Source organism: Corynebacterium striatum ATCC 6940 (assembly GCF_000159135.1).
Taxonomy (GTDB): domain Bacteria; phylum Actinomycetota; class Actinomycetes; order Mycobacteriales; family Mycobacteriaceae; genus Corynebacterium; species Corynebacterium striatum.
Genome location: NZ_GG667528.1, coordinates 182,945 through 207,504, shown reverse-complemented (window position 1 = coordinate 207,504; position 24,560 = coordinate 182,945). Strand labels below are relative to the sequence as shown.

Genomic DNA, 24,560 nt, shown 5'->3' with positions numbered 1-24,560 from the left:
TCTACCACTGTTACTCTTTTTCAACCCGCACTTGTCGGACAGTTGATATCAGGTGTGAGTAGCGGAAAGCTTCAGCAACCTCTCATGCTGCTTCTGTTAACTATTCTGGGTACATCTGTTTTGACAGCAGCCACAATGTACGTGGTCTCCATCGCAGCGGATAGAACAGTCCGCGACATGCGCAAAAAGATTACAAATCATCTTCTCTACCTGCGGATGAGAGAGTTTGAGAAAGGAGGGGCAGGTAGCTTTACCACACGGGTCACTTCAGACACCTCCATCGTCAGTACTGCTTTTTCTTCCACCCTCACTGATTTCGTAGGTGGATTCACTGTCATCATTGGTGCACTCATTTATATGGCGGTGGTGGACTGGAAATTGCTTTTGGTTGTTGTTGCAGTGTTGCTGGTGGCCTTAGTCATCATTGTGGTTATCTCAAGTTCTTTGCAAAATCTCTCGTCAAACGTTCAGGACCATCTTGCAGCGCTCGGAGAAATCCTACAGTCGGCGTTATCGGCAATTCGAACTATTAAAGCTTTTCGCGTAGAGACGAAGGTCATTGGCAACTTGTCAGCCGAGATAGACTACGCCTACCGAAATCGGAGAAGGATGAGTTTTGTAGAAGCCGTTCTTGAGCCCTTGAGCACTGTAGCTTCCTACATGGCACTTCTCGCGGTCGTTCTTTTCGGGTCCATTAGGTTGAGCAACGGTGATTTGTCGGGAGAGGCACTTACCGTCTTCGTTACCGCGTTATTTCTGATGCTTGCCCCCATTGTGCAGGTGTCTCAGTCTCTTGGCACCTTCTTTGAGGCTAGGGGAGCGCTGGACAGAATTAACCAGCTTTTCAGCCTCGAAGTTGAAGATTCAATTGGGGAGGATTCGCTTCTAGCACCTAGGACCGTTCCCCCAGGATCCATCGAGTTCGAGTCGGTATCGTATGGCCGAGACGGAAGGACCATTTTAGATAATGCAACCGTAATTATTCAAGCTGGCGAGAAAGTAGCACTTACAGGAGCTTCTGGCGCCGGGAAAACCACCATATTTAGTCTTCTGTTGAAGTTTTATGACGTCTCGGCCGGCCATATCCGTGTCGGAGAGAAAGATCTTGAGGACTGGAACAGGAGGGCTCTTCGAACTATGGTTACGTATGTTGAACAGGAGCCCGATTTGCTTCCGGGCACGCTCAGAGAGAACCTAATCCTCGGGACAGGGAAGAGTGTCGACGACGAAATACTTATCGCAATGCTAGGTCAGTTCGGGCTGGAAAACTTCGCCAGCACCGATGGACTAGGCAGGTTAGTAGGTTCCGGTAATAGCGGGTTGTCGGGCGGGGAGCGGCAACGAGTTGCCATCATCCGTGCTGTCCTGCAAAAATCACCGGTCATTCTTGTGGATGAGCCGACATCCGCTCTCGATTCAATGTCAGCAAAGCTGTCGATGAGCAGGCTCTTGGAAACCGATGCTACGGTCATCTTCACCTCCCACGATGCAAACATCGTGAATCTGGCAGAACGGATTCTAACAGTCGCCGATGGCAGAATCGTTGAAAGTACACCGAATAGTAGGAAGTCTTCAGATGCGTAAACACGTTCTCGTCACCGGTGCAACCAGGGGTATCGTCGGGCAGTTGTGTCCCGGCTATTGAGAGAGATACGACGTGTCCTATACATGGCTCGCCTCGCATGAAGCGGCTTCCAGCATTCAAACGGATGCTTCTCAATTCGATGGGGTTGCACACGCATGCCAATGTGCCTTGACGGACACTGATCAAACGCAACAGTTGGCGGACTTACTGTCGCAGAGGGCACCCCTTCATGGCATTATCCACTGCGCTACCGTAATGTCGAAGAACCTCATGGGCATCGATGACGCTGCACGCGGTGACTCGATGCAGGATTTCCTGTTCGATTGCGCCGAATCGGAGGTTCCTATGGAAGAAGCCAAGCGGCGCTTCCTCGAGCACTCTGGCGAACCGGACCTCATCGTGGATGTCGCCGATGTGAACGATGTTTCCCCAGAAGTACGTTCGGCGCTTGGCGCCGACGAAAGCATGAAGTAGTCACACCTGCGGGGAGCGAGTCCCCGCCTTGCTACTACCCCTACACCACTGGTAGGTGGCGGGGGATTTTTTATGCCCAAAAACTAACCCAAGAGGTTAACCATGGCAGAAGAAGCAACCGCCACCACCGAGGACACCGCCACGGAGGTGGCAACACAGTCCGGATTATGGGGAGCAGTTCAAATATTGAAGCCCGTGGTCTTGAATGGGAGGCTTTTACCCAGCAGATTCAGGAATGGACGAATAAGCAGCTCGCGGAACGCGACGAGGATATTGCTCAACTGCGCGTTGAGGTTAGTTTATTGCGGGACAAGCTCGAGGTTTGGCGGTCGCGGTATTTTATTGTTGTGCACTACATTCGTCAGTGGCGTTTACGGTACCAGGAGTCGGTCGATGAGTTGCCGATTGCGGACGAGTTGGAGCAGGTTTTTGGCGTGAAGCAGTCCCTTCAGCGGTCGAGGAGATCGTTGAAGGGGCTGCTTTGTCGTTTTATGGGTGATTGGGGACGGGGGAGCCGGGCCTGGAGTTGTGCCATTGGGCTACCTCATTGGCGTCCCATAGTGGTGTGCGGCCATCGAAGTGGCCGCTGGGTTGCGGGGTGCGCCCTTGGGCGACGTAGGTGGTCCAGGTCGATGGTTTTATTCCGCAGTGTGCGGCGCATTCTTTTACTCGCCAGAGCTCTCGCCCGGTGTCGCGGTCGGTGATGATTGGTTTCATGCTGCGTTTTCGGGTTGGTAGATGTGGCGTGCGATTGCGGATAGTGCGAGGGCGCCGCCGAGTGCGAGGGTCCATTTGTAGCCGGTGAAGGCGTAGAGCAGGAATGCGCCGATTGTGTAGGTGGCGGCTAGCTCGAGTGGTTTCATTGTCTTTCCTTTCTGTGGTGTGGAAGTATGGGGGGCAAGCCCCGGTTCAGAATGGTTGTTGCATCCTGAATCGGGGTCTTACTTTTTGCGTTTTTGGAGCCTCTCATGGTTTCGTACCATTTTCGGGCTTCAGTGCTGATTGCGATTATGGCCGCTGTTGTGGCGGCTATTGCCTGTGCAATTTCGCTCATCGCTTCACCTCCTCTCTTAAGGAGTACCTTTATTATAGCGCGCTAGGACGCTATGGGTAAGTCGAAAATCGGAAACTTTTCGACCCTGATATTTAATCTGTCCTGTTGTGCGTCGGATTGCAGGCTCGATCACGCAAAGATCCCACAAACGGGCTGGCAACCGTGCTAGAGGTGGCAAGGGTGGCGAGGGTGGCGAGGTGGCATGTTTCTGACCTGTGACTATCCCGATGCCGCTGGTCGCGAATCTGGCGATTATTGATGAGCTGGGTTAAGAACCCGCTCGATGTTACTGCTTAATTAGGCGGCGCATTTGTGGTTTTAGAGTCCGATTTTGTCGGAATATGTGAGATATATTTCTGGACGGGCAAGATGCTGGGAGCAGGGGTACAGTCGGAACCATGGGTTTTACCACGCCAAGCTACGATCTTAATGACCTCTTCGCACGCATCGACCGCGGCGATATTCAACTTCCGGATTTCCAACGTGCCTACTCCTGGGATGAGGACCGCATTCGTTCCCTCATTGTTAGCGTGCTGCGCGGCTACCCAGTGGGTGCTCTGATGGCGCTCGATACACGAAATGAAACGATGCGTTTTAGGCCGCGTCCTCTCGCCGGCGCGCCCGATACTGGCGTTAATCCTGGCTTGCTGCTACTGGACGGCCAACAGCGCTTGACCACGCTGTACCATTGCTTCCGCGGCAATGGCTCGGTCGACACCACTGACTTCCGTTCGAAGAAGATCACCCGTACTTTCTACGTTGATCTGCACAAGGCAATCTCGGAGGAGATCATGCCCGATGAGGCGGTGTTTGCTGTGAACCAGCATGGCGAGCTGCGTTCGCACTTTGCCCCAAATATTGAGGGCGCAATTGTGGACCGCGAAACCGCGCTTGATGCTTGCTGCATCCCGGTTTCGGCGCTTCTCAGCGAAGAGGGCACTAGCATGCTCTTTGAGCTGGCTGCGGCACACGATGGCGTGAACCGCGACGTCGTATCGGCGTTCAACAACCGCATTTTGCGCCCCCTGTCTGGTTACGACGTACCGATGATCCGTCTGTCTCGTGAGACCGCTCGCGCTGGCGTGGGCTCCATCTTCGCGCAGGCCAATTCCGCTGGCTTGCAGATGGACGTATTCGACCTCCTGACCGCCGTCTTTGCATCAGAGGATCCTGATTTCCACTTGGCGCAGGATTGGGCAGCGGTAGAGGCTGATCTGCGCCGCTCTCCAGCACTCGACGGTATTGGACGCAACGAGTTCCTTTCTGCGGTATCCCTTTATGTTTCCGGTGAGAAAGGCAAGGCGGGTGGGCAGCGCGAGGACATCCTGCAGCTTTCGCTCGCGGAGTACAAGGCGGCGTCGGCAACGCTGCGCATCACGTTCCGAGAGGTTGCGGAGTACCTTGCGGAGCGCTGCATCCTGAGCTTAGAACAGGTTCCTTACAATGAGCAGATCATTCCGCTCGCCGTCATCCTTGCTCGTCTGGCCGAGCGCCACGGTGTGCTCTCTAAGAAGGAGGCGTGGGATCGCCTCAATCAGTGGTTCTGGAGTGGCGTGTTTGGTGAGCTTTACGGCTCTTCCGCGGTTAAGCTGCGTGCAGCGCGCGACGTCGATGAGGTCACCGCATGGGTGGCAGGGGAGTCCGAGGTAGTGCCGAAGACCGTCCAAGACGCAACGTTCCGCGAGTCTCGTCTGCTTTCCATCGACGAATCCGATGGCGTCTGGCATGGCCTCTACGCACTGTTGATGGCCCGCGGTGCTCGCGATTGGCGTACGGGAACCGAATTCAATCGCAATACCTTCGAGGAGCTGAAGCCGGGGTTCTTCCCGGTCTTCCCACTCAACTGGTGCAAGCGTCATGGCGTGAGCGAGGTGCTGGCAAACTCGGTACTCAACCGCACCCCAATGGGTAAGCGCACGGAAGTCGTGCTCGATGGCTACGCGCCTGAACGGTACCTGCCGCGTGTGCAGTCTAAGTCCATCATGGAGGATGCTGAGTTCGATGAGGTATTGTCCTCCCATGAGCTCGACATCGATCTTTTCCGTTCTACCCGTGCCCAGGAATTCTTTATTGACCGCCGTGAGCGGTTCGTAGGAATTGTCGAGTATGCATTGGACAAGCAGGTTATCCGCGATGTCGACGAAGCAAACCTCTCTGGCGGCGAGGAGGGCCCGCAGGCCTTTGCGCGTTAGGCAGTTCCTCGCGCTGTCGTTAGCCGCCGTAATGGTTCCCACCATCGGCGGCTGCTCTGACATTGGTCGCGGTCAAAAACTCGTCACCCCTGAGCTGGCGGAGCTTGCAAATGAAGACATCGATCTGGCGCGGGCGGCGGCTGAAAACACCAACCGACTGATCGATCCTGCCTTTGTGGGGAAGACCACCGTTGTCCAAGACCCGTGGGGATTTGAGTCGGCACGTCTGTTCTTCAAACAGTCCCATACGCTCTTTGTGGCTGAGAACTCGGACGCAGCTAAGTTGCGTGCTGCCTCAATTGCAGTCTCCCAACGAGCGCCGATGGTGGTTTATGACGATTCGGTGCGCAATGATATATACCGCTTGGCCGAAGACGTCGGCGCCAACCTTATCGTGACCGTGGGCAAGGTGCCGTTTGCGGATGCCTTTTACCCTGGCGAGGAGAGGCAACACCAAGTGGTCCGTGACCCCGGCAATACCAAGGCGCTCGGCGAGTACACTGCGTTTGGGTTTACCTCCAAAGTGATTGTCGATCCCAACCGTATGGTGGAGGAAGTTGCTGCCTTAGACTCGAATGAAAAGATTGAATTGAAGGCGGCTTGGGAGCCGCTGCCACAGCAAATCTCGCATAAGAAGATGCCTGCAATCCCTGGTTCGGCCCGTAGGGATGGCCAGATGTCACCGAATATCGTTGCGACCTCCCAGAGTCCCATTGCAAATGTTGTGAATGCCAATGCATACGGCGGAACCGTTTTAATCATGCCCGACCCTGACCCCAGCGCCACGAAGGTAGGAGCTGCGATGGTAGCTGGGTTAGAAGAAGGGCCGGTAGTTGCCCTTGGCCCCGAATTCGGTTCAGCGAAAGAATTTAGCGCAAAAATTTCCCGCGGATGGAAGGAATAAACTACACTTCCATGCAACGTATGCGTTAGGTATGCGTTCGCCCTCCCAACCAAGTTAAGGAAGTCATGTCGAAGCCGGTTGTTCTTATCGCCGATAAGCTTGCTCAGTCCACCGTCGCCGCTTTGGGCGACTCAGTAGAAGTTCGGTGGGTCGACGGTCCCAACCGTGCTGAGTTGCTTGCGGCGGTGCCAGAAGCTGATGCATTGCTGGTGCGCTCCGCCACTACAGTCGACGCCGAGGTGCTCGCCGCGGCCACCAACCTCAAGATTGTTGGCCGTGCAGGTGTGGGCCTTGACAACGTCGATATCCCCGCAGCCACCGAGCGTGGCGTTATGGTCGTTAACGCCCCAACCAGCAACATTCACAGCGCCTGTGAGCAGGCAATTGCTTTGTTGCTTGCCACAGCACGCCAGATTCCAGCGGCTGACCAGTCGCTGCGTCAGGGGGAATGGAAGCGTTCTTGCTTCAAGGGTGTCGAGGTATACGGCAAGACCATCGGTATCGTTGGCTTTGGCCACATCGGTCAGCTATTCGCTCAGCGTTTGAAAGCATTTGAGACCACCATCATCGCGCACGACCCTTATGCAAACCCGGCTCGTGCGGCAGCACTGGGCGTGGAGCTTGTCGAGCTTGAAGAACTGATGGCCCGTGCTGACTTTGTGACGATTCACCTGCCGAAGACTGAGGAAACCGCCGGCATGTTCGACGCCGAGCTGCTTGCCAAGGCCAAGGAAGGCCAGATCATCATTAATGCGGCGCGTGGCGGACTCGTCGACGAACAGGCGTTGGCAGATTCCATTAAGGCGGGTCACCACCGCGGTGCTGGCTTCGATGTTTATGCCAGCGAGCCGTGCACAGATTCCCCATTGTTCGAGCTACCGCAGGTGACGGTTTCCCCGCACTTGGGAGCTTCGACCGTCGAGGCCCAGGATCGTGCTGGTACCGACGTCGCAGACTCGGTTCTCAAGGCGCTGGCTGGAGAGTTCGTGGCAGATGCCGTGAATGTCTCGGGTGGTCGTGTGGGCGAAGAAGTTGCGGGCTGGCTCGACCTAGCTCGTAAGTTGGGCCTTACCGCTGGCAAGCTGCTGGGTCAGGCGCCCGTGGCTATCGAGGTCGAGGCCCGTGGTGAGCTTTCCAACGAGGATGTTTCTGCGCTGGGACTCTCCGCTGTCCGCGGTTTGTTCAGCGGCGTGGTCTCCGAAGCAGTCACCTTCGTCAACGCTATGCAGATCGCAGAATCCCGTGGCGTCAATGTTGAGGTTCGCACTCACACCGAGTCCAAGGGTCAGCGTTCCTCCCTTGTTGTCACCGTCATTGGTGCGGACGGCGCGACGTCGCAGCTCACTGGTGCTATCACGGGTATCGACGGCGTTGAGAAGTTCATTCGCATCAATGAACGCGGCTTCGACATGCGCGCCACCGGCCGCAACCTGTTCTTTAGCTACGATGACGCCCCAGGCGCCCTGGGTACCGTGGGTACGAAGCTCGGCGCTGCCGGCATCAACATCGTCGCTGCAGCTCTTACGCAGGGCAAGACGCCAGCCGACGCCGTGCTTATTCTGCGCGTCGAGCGCGAGGTTGCAGAAGAGCTGGTTGAGGACATCAAGGTTGCCCTCGGTGCAGAGTGTGTCCAGCTGGATCTGGACGCCTAGCCTGACGCTTTCTGCTTAATCCGTCAATCTGACCCCCATGTGTTCCCGCTGCATGCGGAATGTATGGGGGTCTGCTATTGTGGCCGATGTATCCATATTGTGAGAAAGGAATCCCGCAAAATGAAACTGGCGGTTATTGGCGGAGACGGAATCGGCCCAGAAGTTACTGCAGAGGCCCTCAAGGTGCTCAACGCGGTACGGGACGACATCGAGACCACCGAGTATGACTTGGGTGCGCGACGCTACCTGCGCAATGGCGAGCTCCTCACCGATGCCGACCTCGCCTCTATTCGCGAGCACGACGCAATTCTGCTGGGTGCTATCGGCGAGCCAGGTCAGGTTCCCCCGGGAATCCTGGAGCGTGGGCTGTTGCTGAAGATGCGTTTCGCCCTGGACCACCACGTGAACCTGCGCCCCTCCAAGCTGTACCCGACGGCTACCTCGCCGCTGGCGAACCCAGGAGAGATCGACTTCGTCGTCGTCCGCGAGGGCACAGAGGGCCTGTACTGCGGCAACGGTGGCACCCTGCGCGAGGGCACTCCGCACGAGGTAGCCTCCGAGGTCTCCCAGAACACCCGCTTCGGCGTTGAGCGCGTTGTTCGCGATGCCTTCGAACGCGCAATGGGCCGCCGCAAGCATGTGACCTTGGTTCACAAGACCAACGTCCTGGTCAATGCCGGTGGCTTGTGGCAGCGCACCGTAGAAGAGGTGGCTAAGGAATACCCTGAGGTCACCGTGGACTACAACCACATCGACGCCGCCACGATTTACATGGTTACTGATCCTGGCCGCTACGACGTCATCGTCACCGACAACCTTTTCGGCGACATCCTCACCGACCTGGCTGGCGCTGTGACCGGCGGTATCGGCCTGGCCGCGTCTGGCAACATCGATGCTTCCGGCACCAACCCTTCGATGTTTGAGCCGGTCCACGGCTCGGCGCCGGACATTGCGGGAAAGGGCATTGCTGATCCAACCGCTGCCATTTTGTCTGCAGCGATGCTGCTGCGTCACATTGGCGACGAAACCAATGCGGTGCGCATCGAGGAAGCCGTTGCCGCCGACGTCTCCGCTCGTGGTAGCGAGCAGCTCGGCACCACCGAAATTGGTGACCGAATCGCCGCCGCACTGACCTAAAAATCGCTACGCTGTGGGTGCATGAGCGTTGAATTAGACGAGGTCCGCAGTTTCCTCGCCCAGCACGAGCCCTTCTCCCGCCTTCCGGAGGAGGAGCTCGACGCGCTGCCCGCGCACCTAAGCATTGCGTATTTTCGCCGCGGCGATGTCATAGTCCTTCTTGGCGAAGAAAACTCCTTTCTGCATGTCATCCGTACCGGGGCAATCGATGTCCTCGGTGAAGATGGCGTGCTTTTGGATCGTCGCGATCCCGGGCTGACCTTTGGCTATTCCACGTTAATGGGGCAGCCGGAATCTCGTTACGAGATGATCGCCGTGGAAGACTGCTTGGTCTTTCGCCTGCCACAAGAAGCTTTTACTCAACTCGCCGAGCGCAACCCGGACATCGCGCGCTTCTTCTCGGCGCAGTCCCGGCAGATCCGTGCCGCTGCGCGCGAGCTGCCGGACGCCACCACGGGCGACGCCCTGCGCACACCTATTGAAGAGATCACCCGCACGGACCCGTTGCAGGCCGATTCCACGACGTCGATAAGCGCAGCTGCCCAACTCATGTCTGAGCATGGCGCGTCCTCCCTGCTCGTGGTTGACGGTGGGGAACTGACCGGAATTGTGACCGATAGGGACCTGCGCTCGCGGGTTCTTGCATTAGGCCGTGACCCGCAGGAGGCGATCGCGGAGATTATGACGTGTACTCCGGTCACCGTGAACGCTAGCGCGCCGGCCATGGAAGCGCTGCTGCACATGGCAGAACGAGGAATCCATCACTTGCCCGTCGTGGCCAAAGGGCAGTTGCGCGGCATCGTTACCCAATCCGACATCACGCGTTTGTTGCAGAACGACCCGCTCTATCTGACTGCGGATCTTTCCCGCAAGAACTCTGCCGAGGAGCTTGCTGGTTCCTTCAACGAGGCCACCGCACTCGCAGCACGCTACGTCGAGCGCGGCTCCACGCCTTCGGAAGCAGCGAGCCTCATCACCATCGCGGCAGACGCAATCGCGCGGCGTTTGTGTGTGCTTGCCGAGCGCGAGCTGGGCGCCCCACCAGTCGACTACGCCTTCGTGGCGGTGGGTTCCCAGGGCCGGCGAGAGATGGCGCTTGCCTCCGACCAGGACAATGCGCTGGTGTTGGCGGACGACTATGACGAAGCTCTCCATGGGGAGTACTTTGCGCGACTATCTTTGTTCGTGTGCACCGGATTGGACAAGGCCGGCCAGGTGCTGTGCCCGGGAGAGATGATGGCGATGACGCCACAGTGGCGCATGACGGTGACGCAGTGGGAGAAGACCTTCCACGAATGGATTACCGCACCGCAGCCGGACGCGCTGCTCAATGCGCAGATCTTCTTCGACTTCCGCGTCCTCTACGGCAGCCGGGAACTGGGCGAGCGCGTCCATTCTGCGGCTGTGACCATGGGCAAGGGGGCTCGCCGCATGCATGCGCACCTGGCGAGTTTGGCTGCCCGCCGTGAACCGCCGCTGACCTTCTTCCGCGGACTGGTGGTGGAAAGGGACGGTGAATACGCCAACACCCTAGACATCAAGAAGGGCGGTACCGCGGGAATCGTGCAGATGGCGCGCCTTTTCGCTTTGGCCATCGGCAGCGAGGAGGTCGATACCCGCAAGCGTCTGCGGGAGGCTGCGGGGGACTCGCTAAGCAAGGCGGGAGCCCAGGAGCTTCTCGACGCCTTCGACTACCTGCGTTCACTTACTCTCGCGCATCAAGCACGGCAGCTGCGCGATGGCATTGCGCCGGACTATCACATCGATCCGAAACAGCTGGGCCGCCTCGAGCGCGAGCGCCTGCGCGACGCATTCCGCGCGATCAAGAGCATGCAGAATGCCCTTGCAACGAAGTATCCCGTGAGGAACATCTAGATGGGACTCTTTGATCGCTTCGTGCAGCACCTGGATTGGCAGCGTCCCGATCCGCGCACGCGCTTAGAGGACCTTCCGCTGTTGGCTGTCGACATGGAAACCACGTCGCTGGATCCAAGAGAAGGCGCGATTGTTTCGATTGGCTGGGTACCCATTAACGGCGGTGTTATCGATCTCGGCGGCGCCGATTACGTGCTGATTAAGGGAGCTACTGCCGGCCAGATTGAACAGTCCGTGCACATCCACATGTTGACCCAGGACGTGGTGGATGCGGGCGTTGCAGAAAAAGAAGGTATATCGAGACTGCGCGAAGCCTTGCAGGGGCGGGCGTTGCTGGCGCACTTCGCAGCGCTTGAAGTGGGTTTTCTTAAGGCCGCCTGCAAGCGAATTTACGGAGCTGCGCCGCGCCTTGATGTGGTTGATACCTTTGCGTTGGAACGGCGCCACATGGAACGCATGGCCACGTACCCGCGTGGGGAGGATCTCCGCCTTGCGCGCGTTCGGCAGCGTTACGGCTTGCCCAATTACGGCAATCACAATGCACTTAGCGACGCCCAGGCATGCGCCGAGCTCTTTCTTGCCATGCGCCACGACCTTGCGGGGATGACGTTGAAACAAGTGGTGGCGGCGTCGGAGCGGCGATAGGTTATGCGATTTAAGCTTCAGGTCACGGGTCCACGCTGGGTGCGGGAGAGGTCTTGGAGGAATTCGCAGAATTCAAATATGACCTTAGCTAACGTGTGAAGATCCCATATTGGTAGCATGGCCGTTATGCGTTTAGGACGAATTGCTCACCCAGAAGGAATCTGCTTTGCCATTATCGACGGGCCGAAGGACGCTCCGCTCGAGGAGCTTGTGGCTAAGGAAATCTCCGGCACTCCATTTACCACCCCAGAACCTACCGGACGCGAATGGAAGGTGAGTGACGTACGGTTGCTCGCCCCGACTTTGCCCACCAAGGTTGTTGCCCTGGGCCGCAACTACGCGGACCACGTGGCTGAGGTCTTCAAGGAGTCTGCTGAGCACCTTCCGCCGACAATCTTTATCAAGCCATCGACCGCGGTCGTCGGGCCGAATGTGCCGATCAAGATTCCGGACTTTGCCACCAACGTAGAGTTCGAGGGCGAACTGGCCGTTGTTATCTCTAAGGTTTCTAAGAATATCAAGGCTGAGAACTGGAAAGACCACGTTTTGGGTTACGTCATCTGCAATGACGTTTCCTCCCGCGACCTGCAGTTCAAGGACGGCCAGTGGGCGCGTGCAAAGGGCATTGATACCTTCTGTCCACTGGGGCCATGGATTGAGACGGACCTGGATTCGCTGAACCTGGATGATCAGAAGATCAACGCCTACCTGACCCACGATGGCAAGCGTGAGCAGAAGCAGGACTCCAACACTGACCAGATGATCGTTAAGATGGGCGGCATCCTGGAGGAGATCTCCGCGGCTTATACGCTGCTGCCTGGCGACGTAGTAACTACCGGTTCTCCGGCTGGTACAGCGCCGATGGTTCCGGGCGACACCATCGAGATTGAGATTCCGGGTCTAGGCTCGCTGATCAACCCGATCGAACGCGCTTAATTTGGCGAAAGGTAGACCCATGCCCCACGTGGACAGTATGCACAATCATCATGAGCACGATAATGAGGGGCATGGGTCAACTCATGGCCCAGGGCATCTGCCCACCCGGGAAGAGTTTGAGGAACGCTACGCACAGAGCCAACAGATATGGTCTGGCAATGTGAACGCAACGTTGGTTGACGAAGTAGCTGAGCTACGGCCCGGTACCGCGCTTGACGTCGGCTGTGGCGAAGGCGCGGACCTCCAGTGGTTAACTGACCGCGGGTGGGAGGCACTCGGCATAGACTTTGCGCCGACTGCTGTGCAGCGTTGCTTGGATCGTGGGCTGTATGCAGAGGTGGCAGACTATAACGAGTTTGAGCACGAACCTTTCGATTTGGTGTCGGTGCACTATGGCGGTATCCCGGCAACCGAGGAGGGCGTGGCTAAGCTTGAGGCCTTGACTGGTGGTGTTTTGGTCTTTGTTCACCACGATCTTGAATCAGATGCCGTTGCCATGCCCGCGTGGCTTGCGGAGAACCTCAAGGAGCTTGAGGTGGTCAAGCTGGATAAGCGGGAACGCCGCGTCGAGGGCGGCGCAGGTGCCCACCATTCCCACGACGTGGTTTTGGTGGCCAAGCGCCCAACTGAAGCTGCTGGCTAAAGGGCTAGGGGTTCGGCGTTCCGAAAGCTAGAGACCCAAAGCCTTGAGGATGGTGCGTAGCTTTGCGCTCGTCTCGGCGAGCTCTTCTTGAGAGTTAGAGGATTCAACTATTCCGCCACCGGCCCAAGCTCGCGCGGAGAGGCCGTCGCCTGCGACTTCGGCGCAGCGAATGGCGACCATGTACTCGCCGTCGCCAGAGGAATCGCACCAGCCAACGGCGCCGGCATAGAAGCCGCGGTCGGATTCCGCAGTTTCAATGAGCGCTTGAGCAGCCTCAGTTGGAGTGCCGCAAATAGCTGGGGTGGGGTGAACCAGCATGGCAAGTTCTAGCGCGGTGAGCGCCGGTTCTTTCAACGTGCCGGCGATAGGCGTGCCTAGGTGCCACATCTCATTGGTGTTGATCAGCTCTGGGGTGGTCGGCGCGTCGAGAGTGGTACACAGCGGGCTGAGGATGCGGCGCAAGTGATCGACCACAAAGGCGTGTTCGTGGAGATCTTTCGCGGAACGTAGTAGGTCCTGCCCGGCCAAATGGTCGCGGGCTTTATCAGCTTGGCGTGGCGCAGAGCCTGCTAGCGGGAAAGCGGTGACAGTCGAGCCTTGTTTCTTGACTAGTACCTCGGGGGAGGCGCCGACCAACATTGCGCCGGGACGTCCTGCTGGAGAGAGATCCGCGATGAAGCCGTCACGGTTAGCGGAGAGATCGATAAGACGTGCTGCGACGAATCGGGGGTCGACCGGTGCGGCAAATTCGATGTCTACCCCACGAGCCAAAACTACCTTGTCAAGCTTTGAGGATTGAATCGTGGCGATTGCAGCATCTACTCGACGCAGGTGTTCCTCGGGCTCTGGGTCGAAACCGGTAACGCGCGCATTGAGGGTGCCCTGGCGGTAGTACGCGTGTGGTTCCAGCGGTCCGTCTTCGCGAATGATGGATGCGGGTTCGGTTAGGGCAACAGCTTCGTCAGGGTTGAAGGGAAGGGCGCCGACAATCATTTCTACGTTGCCAGTTCGAAGGGCGTTAATTGCGGCATCAGTGTCAGTGAAGGTCTTTTTCGCTCCTTGGGTGCGGACAGATCCTGTGGCGCGGGAGAGCAAAAAGTCGGGGGCCGTGGAGGGTCTGTTCGCATGCATGGGTATCTAGCTTACTTCTTTGCTGAAAATTCACAGAATTCCGCGCGTTCAAAGATGCCTGTGTGAAGAATGTGACTATTGTGACAAGGGTAAATTTTGCCCTTGATTAAGGAGTTGTCGGTGTTAAACCTGGGAAATTGGACGAAGAAGGTAGCTCGTTCGGCGATGGCTGTAGGAGCTGCTGCCCTCGTCGTGAGCGGCCCAGTTCAGCCAATCCCGAATGGGTAGTACTGGCGCTGCTAACGAGGCAATCATTGTCTATCCAGAAGGCTTTGAGCGTGCTTGGGAAGCGGCTCCCTATGCCAAGACCCGCGATGGCGAGGACATCCGTTTCATCCAGCGGATCTTGGACGCGGTCGATGCTGATTACCGCGTAGACCACTCGCGCGTATACGCAATGGGTATGTCCAATGGTGGTGGCTTTACCTCGGTATTGGGCTGCCACGCACAGGAAACATTTGCAGCTATTGCCAGTGTTTCCGGTGCTTTCTACAACCCGGTAGAGGTCAACTGTGTTGATGCGCCCATGCACACCCTCATCATGCATGGTGTCAATGACCACATGATGCAGTATGAAGGCGGAACTCACCATGAGGCCGGGTATCTTCCCGTTCGCGATGTGGTCGGTGGTTACCTTAATCGCAACCGATGTGACATGACCTTCCAAGCCGAGCAGAACGGTCCTATGGCTGAGCGTCTCCGCTTTAACAACTGCCTGAAGACCGTCGAGCTGCTTAAGGTCAAGGGCGACCATACCTGGTGGTATGAGCCGGACACCTCCAACGAGGTATGGAATTTCCTGTCCGACAAGCGTAAGTAGCCTCGTGGCTAGGACCGGTGAGGAGCCCAGCCACTAGGCATTAGTTCCTAGCTCCGCGTGTTACTCGGGAACTGCTGGGCGGGTACATCGGTTTGTCGGTTGCGGTTTCGGAAGAACTGCACCCACACGAATAGGCCGGTGCCGAGGAGCAAAGCAAATACCCCCATTCCTGCGAGGAATCCTGCCCAAAAGTTAAACAATGGCATCTCGTAGCTCATCTCTTGCGCATCTGTTTCCACATATCCTTGCTCGTCACCTGCGGCAAGACTATGGCTTTTAGCTGGATTTCTAAGGCCATGGCCCTTGGCGTCTTGTGTCTTCTTATCGCTCTGTTTGTCCGCTGTTTTCTGGGCCGTGCCTTTCCCGGAATTGCCTGAGCCGGAGTTCTTTGGGCTGTGGTCGCTCGTGGTCCCGCCTGAACGCATAGCGGGTGCAGTCTGACCGCGTTGAGCTGAGCCACCAGATTTTTGTCCGTCGGACGAGTCCTTTGTCGGCTCTTTCGAGGTCTTCTTCGCCGTCGTGGAACCTGTCTTGTCTTTCTTAGCGTTCTTGGTTGCAGTGGGCTTTGCGGAACTAGGGCTGCCTACTAGCTTCTCTGCTTCCTTGAGCGTTCCAGCTAGGGTTTTGTCGAGGCCGGCGATGGCTTTGCCAGTATCATTTATGTCCTTGGCCAACTGCTGGGCCCTGTTTTTTGGCTTAGCAGTGGACCCCCCAGCGTCAAAGCCCAGATTGCACAGTTCCGAGTCCGAGGTATTGCTACCCACCAGGAAAGGCACCTTCATGGAGTGCTCGGAGCCATCGGACATGGTGAAAGTAAACGTGACCGCGTATGCGCCAGGCTCGGTAAAGCCAAGATTGACGTGAGTGTGTGAACGGTAATAGTCCCACGCCATGCCGGGGTCGTCGCTGTCGAGCAGCAGCTGGTGACCGGTAAGCTCGTCTTTCCATGCAACGATACGCCCACCGGCCGGCGCGCTGTTGAGCTCCATTGTCAGCTGTGCCGTATCGGAGTCCGTCATCGTGGACAAGTGGAGAAGCGAGAAACCGAACCAGGGGCGGGAGTATTCCTGGTTTTGCGGCAGGAGCCACGCATTGCCAGAGATACCTGGGAACCCGAGATCGTCGAGGGAGCGCGTCATTGCGTCGTCTACTATAACGACGAACTCGCCCTCTTCGCGCTCCACGTGGCTACCACTGCTGTCATCGTCGACGGTAAAGCGCAAAGGGCCATTGTCGTCGCGTACCGCTAGATCCTGGTGACCCTTCGTAATTCGGTAAGCGTTAGCAAGGCTGCATGATTCTTCGGCATGAGCCACGGCGGTGTTGGCATACGTCGGCATGAGAACGGGAGCTGCGGTGCCCAGCAGAGCGGCTGCGCCCAAGGCAAGCGCTGTGCGCGGGAGACGAGTATGAGAAAGCGTGGAACGGAGTGGTCGTTTTACGAAGTTCATGCTGAAGGCTCCTTGTCGGTTTGGTTCTGGGTTTCGCTAGCTACAGGGGCGGAAATGGATGGGGTTGAAGAACCTGGAGAGGCTGCGTCCTTAGTTGAATTCATTCTCGGCTGGCGTGACGGCCTGCGTTGGAGTAGCGGGGAGACAAGCCAGGCCAGAAGGAACAAGGCCGTCAGTACTAGGACGATGGTCGCGCCCGCGGGCAGGTCGATGGCCCATGCGAGGTAGATACCGGCGAAGCTCGCCGCGGCGCCGATGAGACTAGAGGCGCACATCATGGCGCCAAGCGAGTTGGTAAGCAGCCGGGCTGTCGCAGCCGGCGTGATGAGAAGGGCCAGCACCAAGATGTTGCCGATGGTCCCCACTGAGATGACAACCGCGGCGGTAACGCACAGGTAGAGAACTAAGTCCAGAGCGAAGACTGGAAGTCCCATCGCGCGGGCGGTCTCTTTGTCTAGACACGCGGCTGTCAGCTGCGGTCCGAGCAACACGATGACGCCGACCACGCAGACGGTTACTGCCGCAGCGGTGTACAAATCAATGCGGGACACGCCCGTCAGTGTTCCGAAGAGGAAACTGGTTAAGGAAGCCGTGTAGCCCTCAACACGCGAGATGATGACCATACCGAGCGCGAAAGATGCGGCAAAGAAGATTCCGATGACTGAGTCTTCCCGTAGGTTACGACGCTGTGAGAAGCCCGCAATGAGCAGCGCCACGACAGTCCCTGCGACGGCACCGCCCAAAAGCACAGAACCCTGCAAGGCGAAGGCGACCGCCAGCCCCGGGAACACGGCGTGGGAGACGGCGTCACCTATGAAGGCCATTCCGCGTAGCACCACGTAGCAACCCACCACACCGCAGACAATGGCAGCCAATATGGAAATCCCGACCGCACGCGCGAGAAAGTCCAAGTTCGGATTCGCCAGGTCCCTAAAGAAGTCAATTAATGTCACCTCAATCATGCGGCGACTCCAATCGCGGAGAGCAAAGGAGAGTCTGCCTGAACACCGAACGTAGCGACCCACGAGGCGGCGTCGCCAAGCACGAGCTCTGCTGGTCCATCTGCCACCACACCCCGGTTGAACAGGACTAGGCGATGGCAGGAGTGGGCGGCTTCAGCGAGGTTGTGGGTGGACATGACGATGCTCGTCCCTTGGTGGCACAGCTGGTCAAAAAGGAAAAGCAACTCCTCTGTGTTGGGTGCATCCAGCCCGGTGAAAGGCTCGTCGAGCAGCAGGACCTCCGGTTCAGTGGCAAGGGCTCTGGCGATAAGTACTCGTTGGCGCTGCCCACCGGAAAGCTGTGCAATGGGTCGACGCGACAGATCCTCGAGGTTGGTCAACTCCAACGCTCGGCGAGCAGCCTCATGATCCACGCGCTTGGGGCGTCGGCACCAACCGATAAGTCCAGTGCGTCCGCCCAAGACGGCGCGATAGACGTTTATAGGGAAGTCCCACTCCACGTCGTGGCGCTGCGGAACATAGCCCACGGAAGCTGAGCGGTCTATGTTGCCTTGATACGGAATGAGGCCCAGGATCGAGCGCATAAATGTTGTCTTGCCAGCACCATTAGGGCCCAAGAGGCCGATGAACTCACTGCGGTCAACCCGCAGAGAAGCATTTTCGATTACGTTTCGACCGCTGAGCGTGACACATACGCGCTCCGCGCTAATCACCTTAGAGGTTTCCATTATTTGCCTTCCCTGCGTGAAGAGGCGACGAGCATCGCCACGGAACCTACGAGGACCAGGGCACCTAGCCCCACGAGGGCCCATATCCACCACGCCAATCCAGAATCGGCTTTCTCATTTACCGCGGCCGGATCCCACTCGGTGTTTTGGGCCTCCGCCACGTCGGTGTCATTGCCCACCGCAAAGGTGAGGACGCCGTCTGTGCTGAAGTCACTACCGTCCTTGGTTTTGCCGGAGAAGCGGACTCCTACTTGATGCACACCGGGTTCGGTAAAGGTCCAGTTCGCATGGGTGTGGGTGTTGAGATCGACCCAAAAGCCTTCCTGCTGTTGCTTAGCAGTGGACCAGAGGACTTGGGGTGCCTCAAAGCCGCCGTTTTGCAGGAACAAGGAGAACTCACCGGGGCCGGAATGCCCGAGGAACTCCAAGGTGACGCCACGATCGACGGCGTCGACAAGCGAGGGCGACTGAGTATTCCAACCTACCCACGGCACCCCGGCCTGCTCTGTCTGCGGAACAACCCAAACATTTTCGCCAGGGGTGCCGCCAACGAAGTCGAACTGGGCGTCGTCAGGCAGCGCCAGCTGTGCGTCATCGCCGACCTTGAACACAACATCGTTCAAGTCTCGCCACACTGGGGTGGCGGCGGAATCGTCACGCGCCAAGAACTGCGCTTTACCGTCGATAAATTGCGCGCCCACATCGACGTGGCCATGGTCGATGACAGCTTCGGTGCCAGGCTGCGCGATTTCCTCGTCCCCCGAGACCACCTGGGCCAGATCGCCTGCCCACGCACTCGGAACCGGAACCACCGAGGTCACCAGCACTGTCAAGGCGGTGGCCAACCCTAGGAAGACCACGGGGAGACGGGCGAGGAGGGAACCATGTGGAGTATCGGGTGACAGTAAAAATCTATGCATGAGTGTTTCCTTCTGTGGTGTGTATCGGTGTGTGCGAGCGAGGGGGCGTGAATTGGGTTAGGCCAGACATCGGCGAAGCGAATCAGCGTTGAAACGCATGAAGTCGATGTAGGTGGGGACGCGTTCGTCGAGGGTGTCGCCATAAATGGGACAGACTGCCACCCCTAGTTGAGCCGCGGCTTCAGTGAGCGTGGCGGTGCTTGATTGCTGAGTGGGCTCGACAAAGACTGCGGGCAGCTGGAGGTTTTCCAGCGTGCGGCGCAGCGCGATGACGTCGCGGGGTGAGGGTTCGATTGCCGGGTTTGGTGTCACGAAACCAGCCACCTGCATTCCGTAGCCCTGTTCGAGGTAGGCGTAGCCGTGGTGCGGCGTGACCAGGTGCCGGCGGCTTTGCGGAATGGCGTTTAACTGCGCTGCGACGTATTCATCGGTCTGACGTAACGAGTCTGAATAGGATTGCGCTCGCTTGCGATATTCCGCACCATGGGTGGGATCGACGAGGGCAAGTTGGTCCGCGATCACCTCGGCCTCGGCAATGACGTTGTCCACGTCGTGCCACAGGTGCGGGTCCACCTCGCCGTGGATGTGCTTGCCCAAGACCGCCTGGGGAAGAAGATAGGTTTCCGAACCCGGCCGGCCGAGGAAACGATAGCTTGGGTTCGGGGGAATCTCCTGCAGCGTTGAAGAGGGAAGTGCCAGGGCAGTAGTCGCTGGATCGAAATGCTTTCCGTTGTCTTGGAGGTCAATGGTGCTGCCCGCCATGTTCGCGGTGATGTCCACGTGGCCTTCACTAAGTGCCTGCATCCCGTCAGGTGGGTTAACGCCCACAGCCACGGTGACCTCGGTGCTTTCGGTCGGCTCGGTATCGCCCTCCCTGGAGTTCGCGCGGAACCCAAGGCGGTAGATGCCCGGCTTGGAAAAGCCCCAGGAGACGTGGGTATGAGCGTTGGCCGGCAGCTGCGCGGTGTCCTCGCGGGCGGAGATACCATCAGCGCTGTTGAAAAGAACTTCTGGGGTGCCAAAGGTAGTGACCACGTATGCGGACACATCCCCGGGCCCCTCTGCAGAAACCATGCTCAGCTCAACGGCGTGAGAGTTTGCTGGGGCATCCTGGATGCGCAGGCCCAGCCAGATGGCGTCGAGGGCGACGTTTTCTACGAGTGGGACCAGCTTTGCACCACGGGTTGAGGCTTGATCGGAGACTTCAACGACGGGAGCCGACGACGTCTCGCGGAGGGTGTCCATCAGCGCTTGGGGTTCGAGGAGATAACCGTTGGCGAAGGTGACGTCGGCGTTCGCTGCGTCGCGGATGGTACGCAGGGAGGGCTCAAAGGTGTGCGGGTCTTTGCCTGCAGGAATGAGCGTGGTGACGTTGACGTCAGGTCCTGCGACGTTGCGAACAACGTCGGCGAGGATTGGCGTAGTGGCTACTACGTTCAAGGCCGCGGGGCTGGTCGTCGCGCCTGGATGTAGTTCCGCTTGGCCTGCACTGGTACAGGCGCTGAGAGCGAGTGCGCTTAACGACGCCCCCAGCACCATGCATCTGCGCAGCCCAAGGCTAGGGATTGGGTATTGCATTAGTCGCGCGCCTTAGCCAATGCGAGACGAGCAACGCCCAAGCCAAGTACCAACATTCCACCGCCGAGGATTGCGATGCCCCAAGGCAAGTAGCTCCTGGGTTCCCCGTAAGCACCTGCTACTGATTGCAACTCGACGTCGGTATCCGGATCACCTTCCCCAGCGTGGGCCGCGGCTTTTTTGGAGTGGTGCTTGTTGCGGGATTTCTTCTGTTCAGCCTTGGCTTTTCGTCCGTCACCCGTGGTTCCGTTGGACGATCCTCGGGAGGAGCCGTTGCGCGAACCTGCAGCTGCGCCGCTTCCAGCACCGGCAAGGCCCGCGGCGGACGAGCCACCGCTGCGGGATACTCCGGAGGCAGCGGAGTCGGAGGATTCCTCCGAACCGGAGTAGTCCCCGTCCTCGGACGCTTCTTCATCCGAGGACGCTGCCTGTCCATCGCCCACGTCCCAGGTGTAGGTGACGGTGTTACTGGTGTCGCCGTTGGAGGCTGCCTGCACCGTCATGGTATAGATTCCTGGTTGGCTAAACGCCCAGTTGACGTGACGGTGCGCTGGGTATGGCTGATTGATGACATCGCCGCTGGTCAACTCCAGTGAGCCGGAGTTGGTCACGGCGTTGAGCTCGCCAAAGCCAGCGGTTTCGAAAACATAGACGGAACCTGGTCCGCTGACTTCACGGAACTTGAGATCAACGTCGGTGTAGCCGGCCTTTTGGGCGGGCTGGGTGTCCCACCCGGGCCAAAGGATGTCTTGTCGCTGCGTCTGGGGCAGGTAGTAGGTGGATTCGCCGATTCCGTCGATGCTCTCAGTGACGTCGGACCACGCGTTCTCATTGACTTTCAAAATCACGTCATTGCCTGGTCGCTCCACGGCAGCGCCCGTGATGTCTTCTTTCATAGACAAAGAAAGCTGACCATCGGGCGCAGACACGAAGAACGCGTCGACGTGCCCGGAATCGAATACTTCCTGTGCATGCGCCATAGGCCACGGTGCGATGCACACCGCTAGCAGACATGCCAAGAGCAGGCTAAACCTCCGCCACAGCTGGCGGGTATGGATGACAGGCGTTTCCAACAGGCGTACGAGTGAGTTCATGAAAATGGGTCCTGAATGAGTTTGGGTGAGTTGGGGAGGCGAGGGGAGTCCTCGGATTAGCGTCCGGTAAGACCACGCATCCACCGGTCAATTTGGGCGCGGTGATCGCGGTAGAAATTGAAGAACGCCTGGAAAATAGTTGCCAGGACCACTGGAAGCACGAGCGACAACGGATTAAAGGAGGAACCCTCCCCCTGCGGCTGTGGCGTTGGCGTTGGCTTTGTTTTAGGTGCAGCCGACGTCGAAGACGGTGCTGGTTTAGGAGCAGGGGCCTTAGACGTGGAGCTTGGGGCAGGCTTTGGTGCGACCGAGGTCGTCGTTGGTGTTGGTGCTGGTGCTGGTGCTGATTCCTCGGTGGTCGGAGCTGGTGATGGTGCAGGCTTTGGCTCTGGCTTATCCGCGGCACAGTCAGCAATAGCTTTGTCACCCATTGCCATGGTGAGATGCTGTGGCTGGGAAGCAAGCTTCTTACCGTCTGTCGTCTCAGCGGTGTAGGTCACCTCGAACACATAGGTACCTGGCTTAGAGAAAGCCCAGTTAGTATGGGTGTGCGTTGGGAACGTGGTGTCGATCGTGAAGTCGTCCTTAGTGGAGTCCACGAGAATCTCGCCTGGGCCACCGAGATTACCGGTGAGCCACATACCGAACGACGCCCCTTTAGGCATGGAAACCGGCTTGATGTTCAGCTGAACGACGCCGTCCTTGTAGTCCTTGTAATTGAGTTTCTCGGTGTTATAGCCAGGCCAGATAACGTCGCGTTTTTGAGTCTGCGGAAGCAAGAAAGTCTTTTCGCCGACCGGGCCCATGAAATCGAAGCTTGGGTTGCTATGGTTCTCAGGGCGGGGGATCATTGCATTGTTGTGTACCGCAAAGACGACGTCGTCAAGCTTGCGGTAGGTCAGCCCTGAAGCACCGATGTTTGTCTCATCCTTGAGCTTGGTCTCAAACGCATCGCCCTCGCGAACACCCATGATGTCGACGTGACCGTGGTCCAGGGAGAGCTTCGCAGAGCACACCGAGCCCTCGGCGTTCTTCCCTTCCGTTGCCGGGACAGAGGTCTCTTCGGTTGCTGGAGAGGTCGTCGGATTGGCTGAATTTTCATCGGATGGTGCCTCGGCTACGTCGAGCTTTCCGTCGGCGTCGTAGGTCTTTCCGAACTCGTACTCGTCTGTCAAGACGACTGAGCCGGATCCCGCCTTAATAGTTGGATGAGGCGTGACGGTGACCTTCACTTTAGCCCCGTTGTAGAGTCCCTCGTCCTCAAAGAGGAACTCGCCGTGACCATTGTTGATCGCACCTTCAAAATCGACGGTGGCGAAGTTAGAGTTGCCTTCGTAAAGACCGCCGTTGATAAAGCCGGAGAAGCTCTTGTCCTCGGTATCGACCACCAGCTTGGATACAGAATCGTTGACACGCTCGATTCGCGTATGGAATGCAGGTGTCGATGGAACGGTTTCTTCCATTGGCGCGAGATTGCGCGGCTTGTGCGATTCGTTCCACTTGACAGCGGACTTGGCGGAATCCGTCGATACTTGCCTCTGCGGCGCGTAGGCGAGCGTTTCGGAGATCCAGCGTGGTGCGTCGCCCTCAGGGGTAAAGACCGCCTGAATCTCAGAGCCCAGTGGGCCGAGGAACTCATCCCACTGCGCCACGCCATCGCTTACGGGCAGATCGGTGAGGAAATAGCCGCCGATAAGCAGCGTTAACGTGCCCGAAGCCTTGTTCTCTGCATTGAAGCTAATGGTGGACAGGTTCTTGTCGCCGTCCTTTTCAGGATTGGATTTCGGAGCAATGCTGAGCTTGTAGCCTGCCGCAGAGGCATCGCCGTCAGCCGCAGCGTCGTAGCGCTCCTGCAAGGAAGGAGTCGGGCTATCGGCAGGCTTCATGCCTCCTACCTGTAGGGAAGTGGTGGTAGGCTCCGAAGCAATGAGCGTGCCGTCCTTCTTGCGCGCTGTGGTGCGGTAGGTGACCTCGTAACGCCCAGGCTTCGTGAACATTGTGTAGTTGTGCGTGTGCGTACCAGCGGTGAGCTCAGCAGAATGCGCAGAGTTCGGTGTTGTGCCGAGCATCCGGCGAAGGTCGGCTGGTGAGTTGTGGTAGTTGAAGAGCTCGAAGTCGCCCGGACCATCGACAGATACGATGTCTAGGGACGCGTACTCGTCGCGGAAGTTTTTCACAGGCAAGCCTGCATCGGCGCCGAAGCCGAGCCAAATCGGATCGTGGGAGCCAGTAGGGTTGTGAGGAGCAGCGTAGTAGGTTTCGCCGGGCTTTCCGATGAAGTCGAACGAGTTATCTGCAGGAAGAGTGAATTGGTACTGGTTTCCACCATCGCGGCCCCAGCCTTTTCCGATCCACGCGACGGTATCTGGCAGTGGCGTCGTGGTTGAGTTGTGCTCAGACTTTAGGACAAAGTTGTCGCCTTCCCAAAATGTCTTTGGGGAATCAACGTGACTTTGGGTTGCGATTGCTTTTCCGTCGTCAGGACCAGCGAGTGCCACTCCAGGTGTGAGAAGCGAGAGGGTAGTGAGAAGAGCTAGATAGCGAGTGCGGTTACGAGCCACAGTGTGGAGACCTTTCTTCAGTTCTGATGTGAGGTCTTCACTATAGAAAATGACAACCATTACCGGTAGCAGAAACTCGCTCCCGATAGTGGTCGCTGGGAAAACTTAATGAAATTGACTTTCGGTTACCCCAATTTGGGTTTAACCCGTCGATGGGGAGGGCAGTGCGGGGTGATGCAGGCTTGGCCGGTGGTACGGCGCTAAAGCGCCTGCACTAC

22 protein-coding genes are annotated in these 24,560 nt (G+C 57.9%); 11 read left to right on the top strand and 11 right to left on the bottom strand.

Annotated features, from left to right (window positions below):
- Window positions 1-1,584: ABC transporter ATP-binding protein (locus HMPREF0308_RS11380; RefSeq protein ID WP_080548659.1), on the top strand; the 1,584-nt coding region annotated here is incomplete at its 5' end.
- A 256-nt stretch (window positions 1,585-1,840) separates the two neighbouring features.
- On the top strand, window positions 1,841-2,059 hold the full coding sequence (locus HMPREF0308_RS13740; RefSeq protein WP_034657529.1) for a hypothetical protein: 219 nt from the start codon (window positions 1,841-1,843) through the stop codon (window positions 2,057-2,059).
- A 489-nt stretch (window positions 2,060-2,548) separates the two neighbouring features.
- On the opposite strand, the gene HMPREF0308_RS13410 is transcribed toward HMPREF0308_RS13740, so the two are convergent.
- The 3 genes from HMPREF0308_RS13410 to HMPREF0308_RS11365 are packed head-to-tail and all read right to left on the bottom strand — an operon-like array spanning window position 2,549 to window position 3,113.
- Window positions 2,549-2,776, bottom strand: coding sequence for a helix-turn-helix transcriptional regulator (locus tag HMPREF0308_RS13410; protein ID WP_080548658.1), 228 nt, complete (start codon window positions 2,774-2,776; stop codon window positions 2,549-2,551).
- Complete coding sequence (locus HMPREF0308_RS13735; RefSeq protein ID WP_005531724.1) at window positions 2,773-2,922, bottom strand: hypothetical protein; 150 nt, start codon at window positions 2,920-2,922, stop codon at window positions 2,773-2,775. Before HMPREF0308_RS13735 ends, HMPREF0308_RS13410 begins: the two co-directional genes overlap by 4 nt.
- A complete protein-coding gene (locus HMPREF0308_RS11365; protein WP_034657528.1) occupies window positions 2,919-3,113 on the bottom strand; it encodes a hypothetical protein in 195 nt (64 codons plus the stop codon). The genes HMPREF0308_RS13735 and HMPREF0308_RS11365 overlap by 4 nt, the downstream gene beginning before the upstream one ends.
- A 398-nt stretch (window positions 3,114-3,511) precedes the next feature.
- Between HMPREF0308_RS11365 and HMPREF0308_RS11360 the strand changes: the two genes are divergently transcribed.
- From HMPREF0308_RS11360 to HMPREF0308_RS11325, 8 genes are all read left to right on the top strand, one after another.
- Entirely contained in the window at window positions 3,512-5,305 is a 1,794-nt protein-coding gene (locus tag HMPREF0308_RS11360; RefSeq protein ID WP_005531722.1) for a GmrSD restriction endonuclease domain-containing protein, read from the top strand.
- 31 nt (window positions 5,306-5,336) lie between these two features.
- The gene (locus HMPREF0308_RS11355; RefSeq protein ID WP_110092766.1) at window positions 5,337-6,209 is read left to right on the top strand and encodes a hypothetical protein; all 873 of its coding nucleotides are present in this window, start codon (window positions 5,337-5,339) and stop codon (window positions 6,207-6,209) included.
- Between the two features lie 65 nt (window positions 6,210-6,274).
- Complete coding sequence (gene serA, locus HMPREF0308_RS11350) at window positions 6,275-7,861, top strand: phosphoglycerate dehydrogenase (protein ID WP_005531718.1); 1,587 nt, start codon at window positions 6,275-6,277, stop codon at window positions 7,859-7,861.
- Between the two features lie 120 nt (window positions 7,862-7,981).
- Window positions 7,982-8,998: a 3-isopropylmalate dehydrogenase gene (locus tag HMPREF0308_RS11345; RefSeq protein ID WP_005531717.1), complete on the top strand. Its 1,017-nt coding sequence runs from the start codon at window positions 7,982-7,984 to the stop codon at window positions 8,996-8,998.
- Between the two features lie 21 nt (window positions 8,999-9,019).
- A complete protein-coding gene (locus HMPREF0308_RS11340) occupies window positions 9,020-10,873 on the top strand; it encodes a DUF294 nucleotidyltransferase-like domain-containing protein (RefSeq protein ID WP_005531716.1) in 1,854 nt (617 codons plus the stop codon).
- Window positions 10,874-11,518: a 3'-5' exonuclease gene (locus tag HMPREF0308_RS11335; protein WP_005531715.1), complete on the top strand. Its 645-nt coding sequence runs from the start codon at window positions 10,874-10,876 to the stop codon at window positions 11,516-11,518.
- 126 nt (window positions 11,519-11,644) lie between these two features.
- On the top strand, window positions 11,645-12,454 hold the full coding sequence (locus tag HMPREF0308_RS11330; RefSeq protein ID WP_172465258.1) for a fumarylacetoacetate hydrolase family protein: 810 nt from the start codon (window positions 11,645-11,647) through the stop codon (window positions 12,452-12,454).
- Window positions 12,455-12,473: 19 nt separating this feature from the next.
- Window positions 12,474-13,097 (top strand): class I SAM-dependent methyltransferase, encoded by a 624-nt coding sequence (locus HMPREF0308_RS11325; RefSeq protein WP_005531713.1) that lies wholly within the window; start codon window positions 12,474-12,476, stop codon window positions 13,095-13,097.
- Between the two features lie 27 nt (window positions 13,098-13,124).
- Here the strand turns inward: HMPREF0308_RS11325 and HMPREF0308_RS11320 are convergent, their stop codons facing one another.
- Window positions 13,125-14,228, bottom strand: coding sequence for an isochorismate synthase (locus tag HMPREF0308_RS11320; protein WP_005531712.1), 1,104 nt, complete (start codon window positions 14,226-14,228; stop codon window positions 13,125-13,127).
- Between the two features lie 220 nt (window positions 14,229-14,448).
- Between HMPREF0308_RS11320 and HMPREF0308_RS11315 the strand changes: the two genes are divergently transcribed.
- Window positions 14,449-15,048, top strand: coding sequence for a CE1 family esterase (locus HMPREF0308_RS11315; RefSeq protein ID WP_005531711.1), 600 nt, complete (start codon window positions 14,449-14,451; stop codon window positions 15,046-15,048).
- 47 nt (window positions 15,049-15,095) lie between these two features.
- Here the strand turns inward: HMPREF0308_RS11315 and HMPREF0308_RS11310 are convergent, their stop codons facing one another.
- From HMPREF0308_RS11310 to HMPREF0308_RS11280, 7 genes are read right to left on the bottom strand one after another with little or no spacing between them, the layout of a single operon-like run.
- Window positions 15,096-16,499, bottom strand: coding sequence for a choice-of-anchor M domain-containing protein (locus HMPREF0308_RS11310; protein WP_034657527.1), 1,404 nt, complete (start codon window positions 16,497-16,499; stop codon window positions 15,096-15,098).
- Window positions 16,496-17,461, bottom strand: coding sequence for an anchored repeat-type ABC transporter permease subunit (locus HMPREF0308_RS11305; RefSeq protein ID WP_005531709.1), 966 nt, complete (start codon window positions 17,459-17,461; stop codon window positions 16,496-16,498). The genes HMPREF0308_RS11310 and HMPREF0308_RS11305 overlap by 4 nt, the downstream gene beginning before the upstream one ends.
- A complete protein-coding gene (locus tag HMPREF0308_RS11300; protein WP_005531708.1) occupies window positions 17,458-18,189 on the bottom strand; it encodes an anchored repeat-type ABC transporter ATP-binding subunit in 732 nt (243 codons plus the stop codon). The genes HMPREF0308_RS11305 and HMPREF0308_RS11300 overlap by 4 nt, the downstream gene beginning before the upstream one ends.
- Window positions 18,189-19,109 (bottom strand): choice-of-anchor M domain-containing protein, encoded by a 921-nt coding sequence (locus HMPREF0308_RS11295; RefSeq protein WP_114976225.1) that lies wholly within the window; start codon window positions 19,107-19,109, stop codon window positions 18,189-18,191. Before HMPREF0308_RS11295 ends, HMPREF0308_RS11300 begins: the two co-directional genes overlap by 1 nt.
- Before the next feature lie 57 nt (window positions 19,110-19,166).
- Window positions 19,167-20,687 (bottom strand): anchored repeat ABC transporter, substrate-binding protein, encoded by a 1,521-nt coding sequence (locus tag HMPREF0308_RS11290; RefSeq protein WP_005531706.1) that lies wholly within the window; start codon window positions 20,685-20,687, stop codon window positions 19,167-19,169.
- Window positions 20,687-21,781, bottom strand: coding sequence for a choice-of-anchor M domain-containing protein (locus HMPREF0308_RS11285; protein WP_005531705.1), 1,095 nt, complete (start codon window positions 21,779-21,781; stop codon window positions 20,687-20,689). The genes HMPREF0308_RS11290 and HMPREF0308_RS11285 overlap by 1 nt, the downstream gene beginning before the upstream one ends.
- Before the next feature lie 56 nt (window positions 21,782-21,837).
- Window positions 21,838-24,342 (bottom strand): choice-of-anchor M domain-containing protein, encoded by a 2,505-nt coding sequence (locus tag HMPREF0308_RS11280; RefSeq protein WP_034657551.1) that lies wholly within the window; start codon window positions 24,340-24,342, stop codon window positions 21,838-21,840.
- Between the last annotated feature and the right edge of the window lie 218 nt (window positions 24,343-24,560).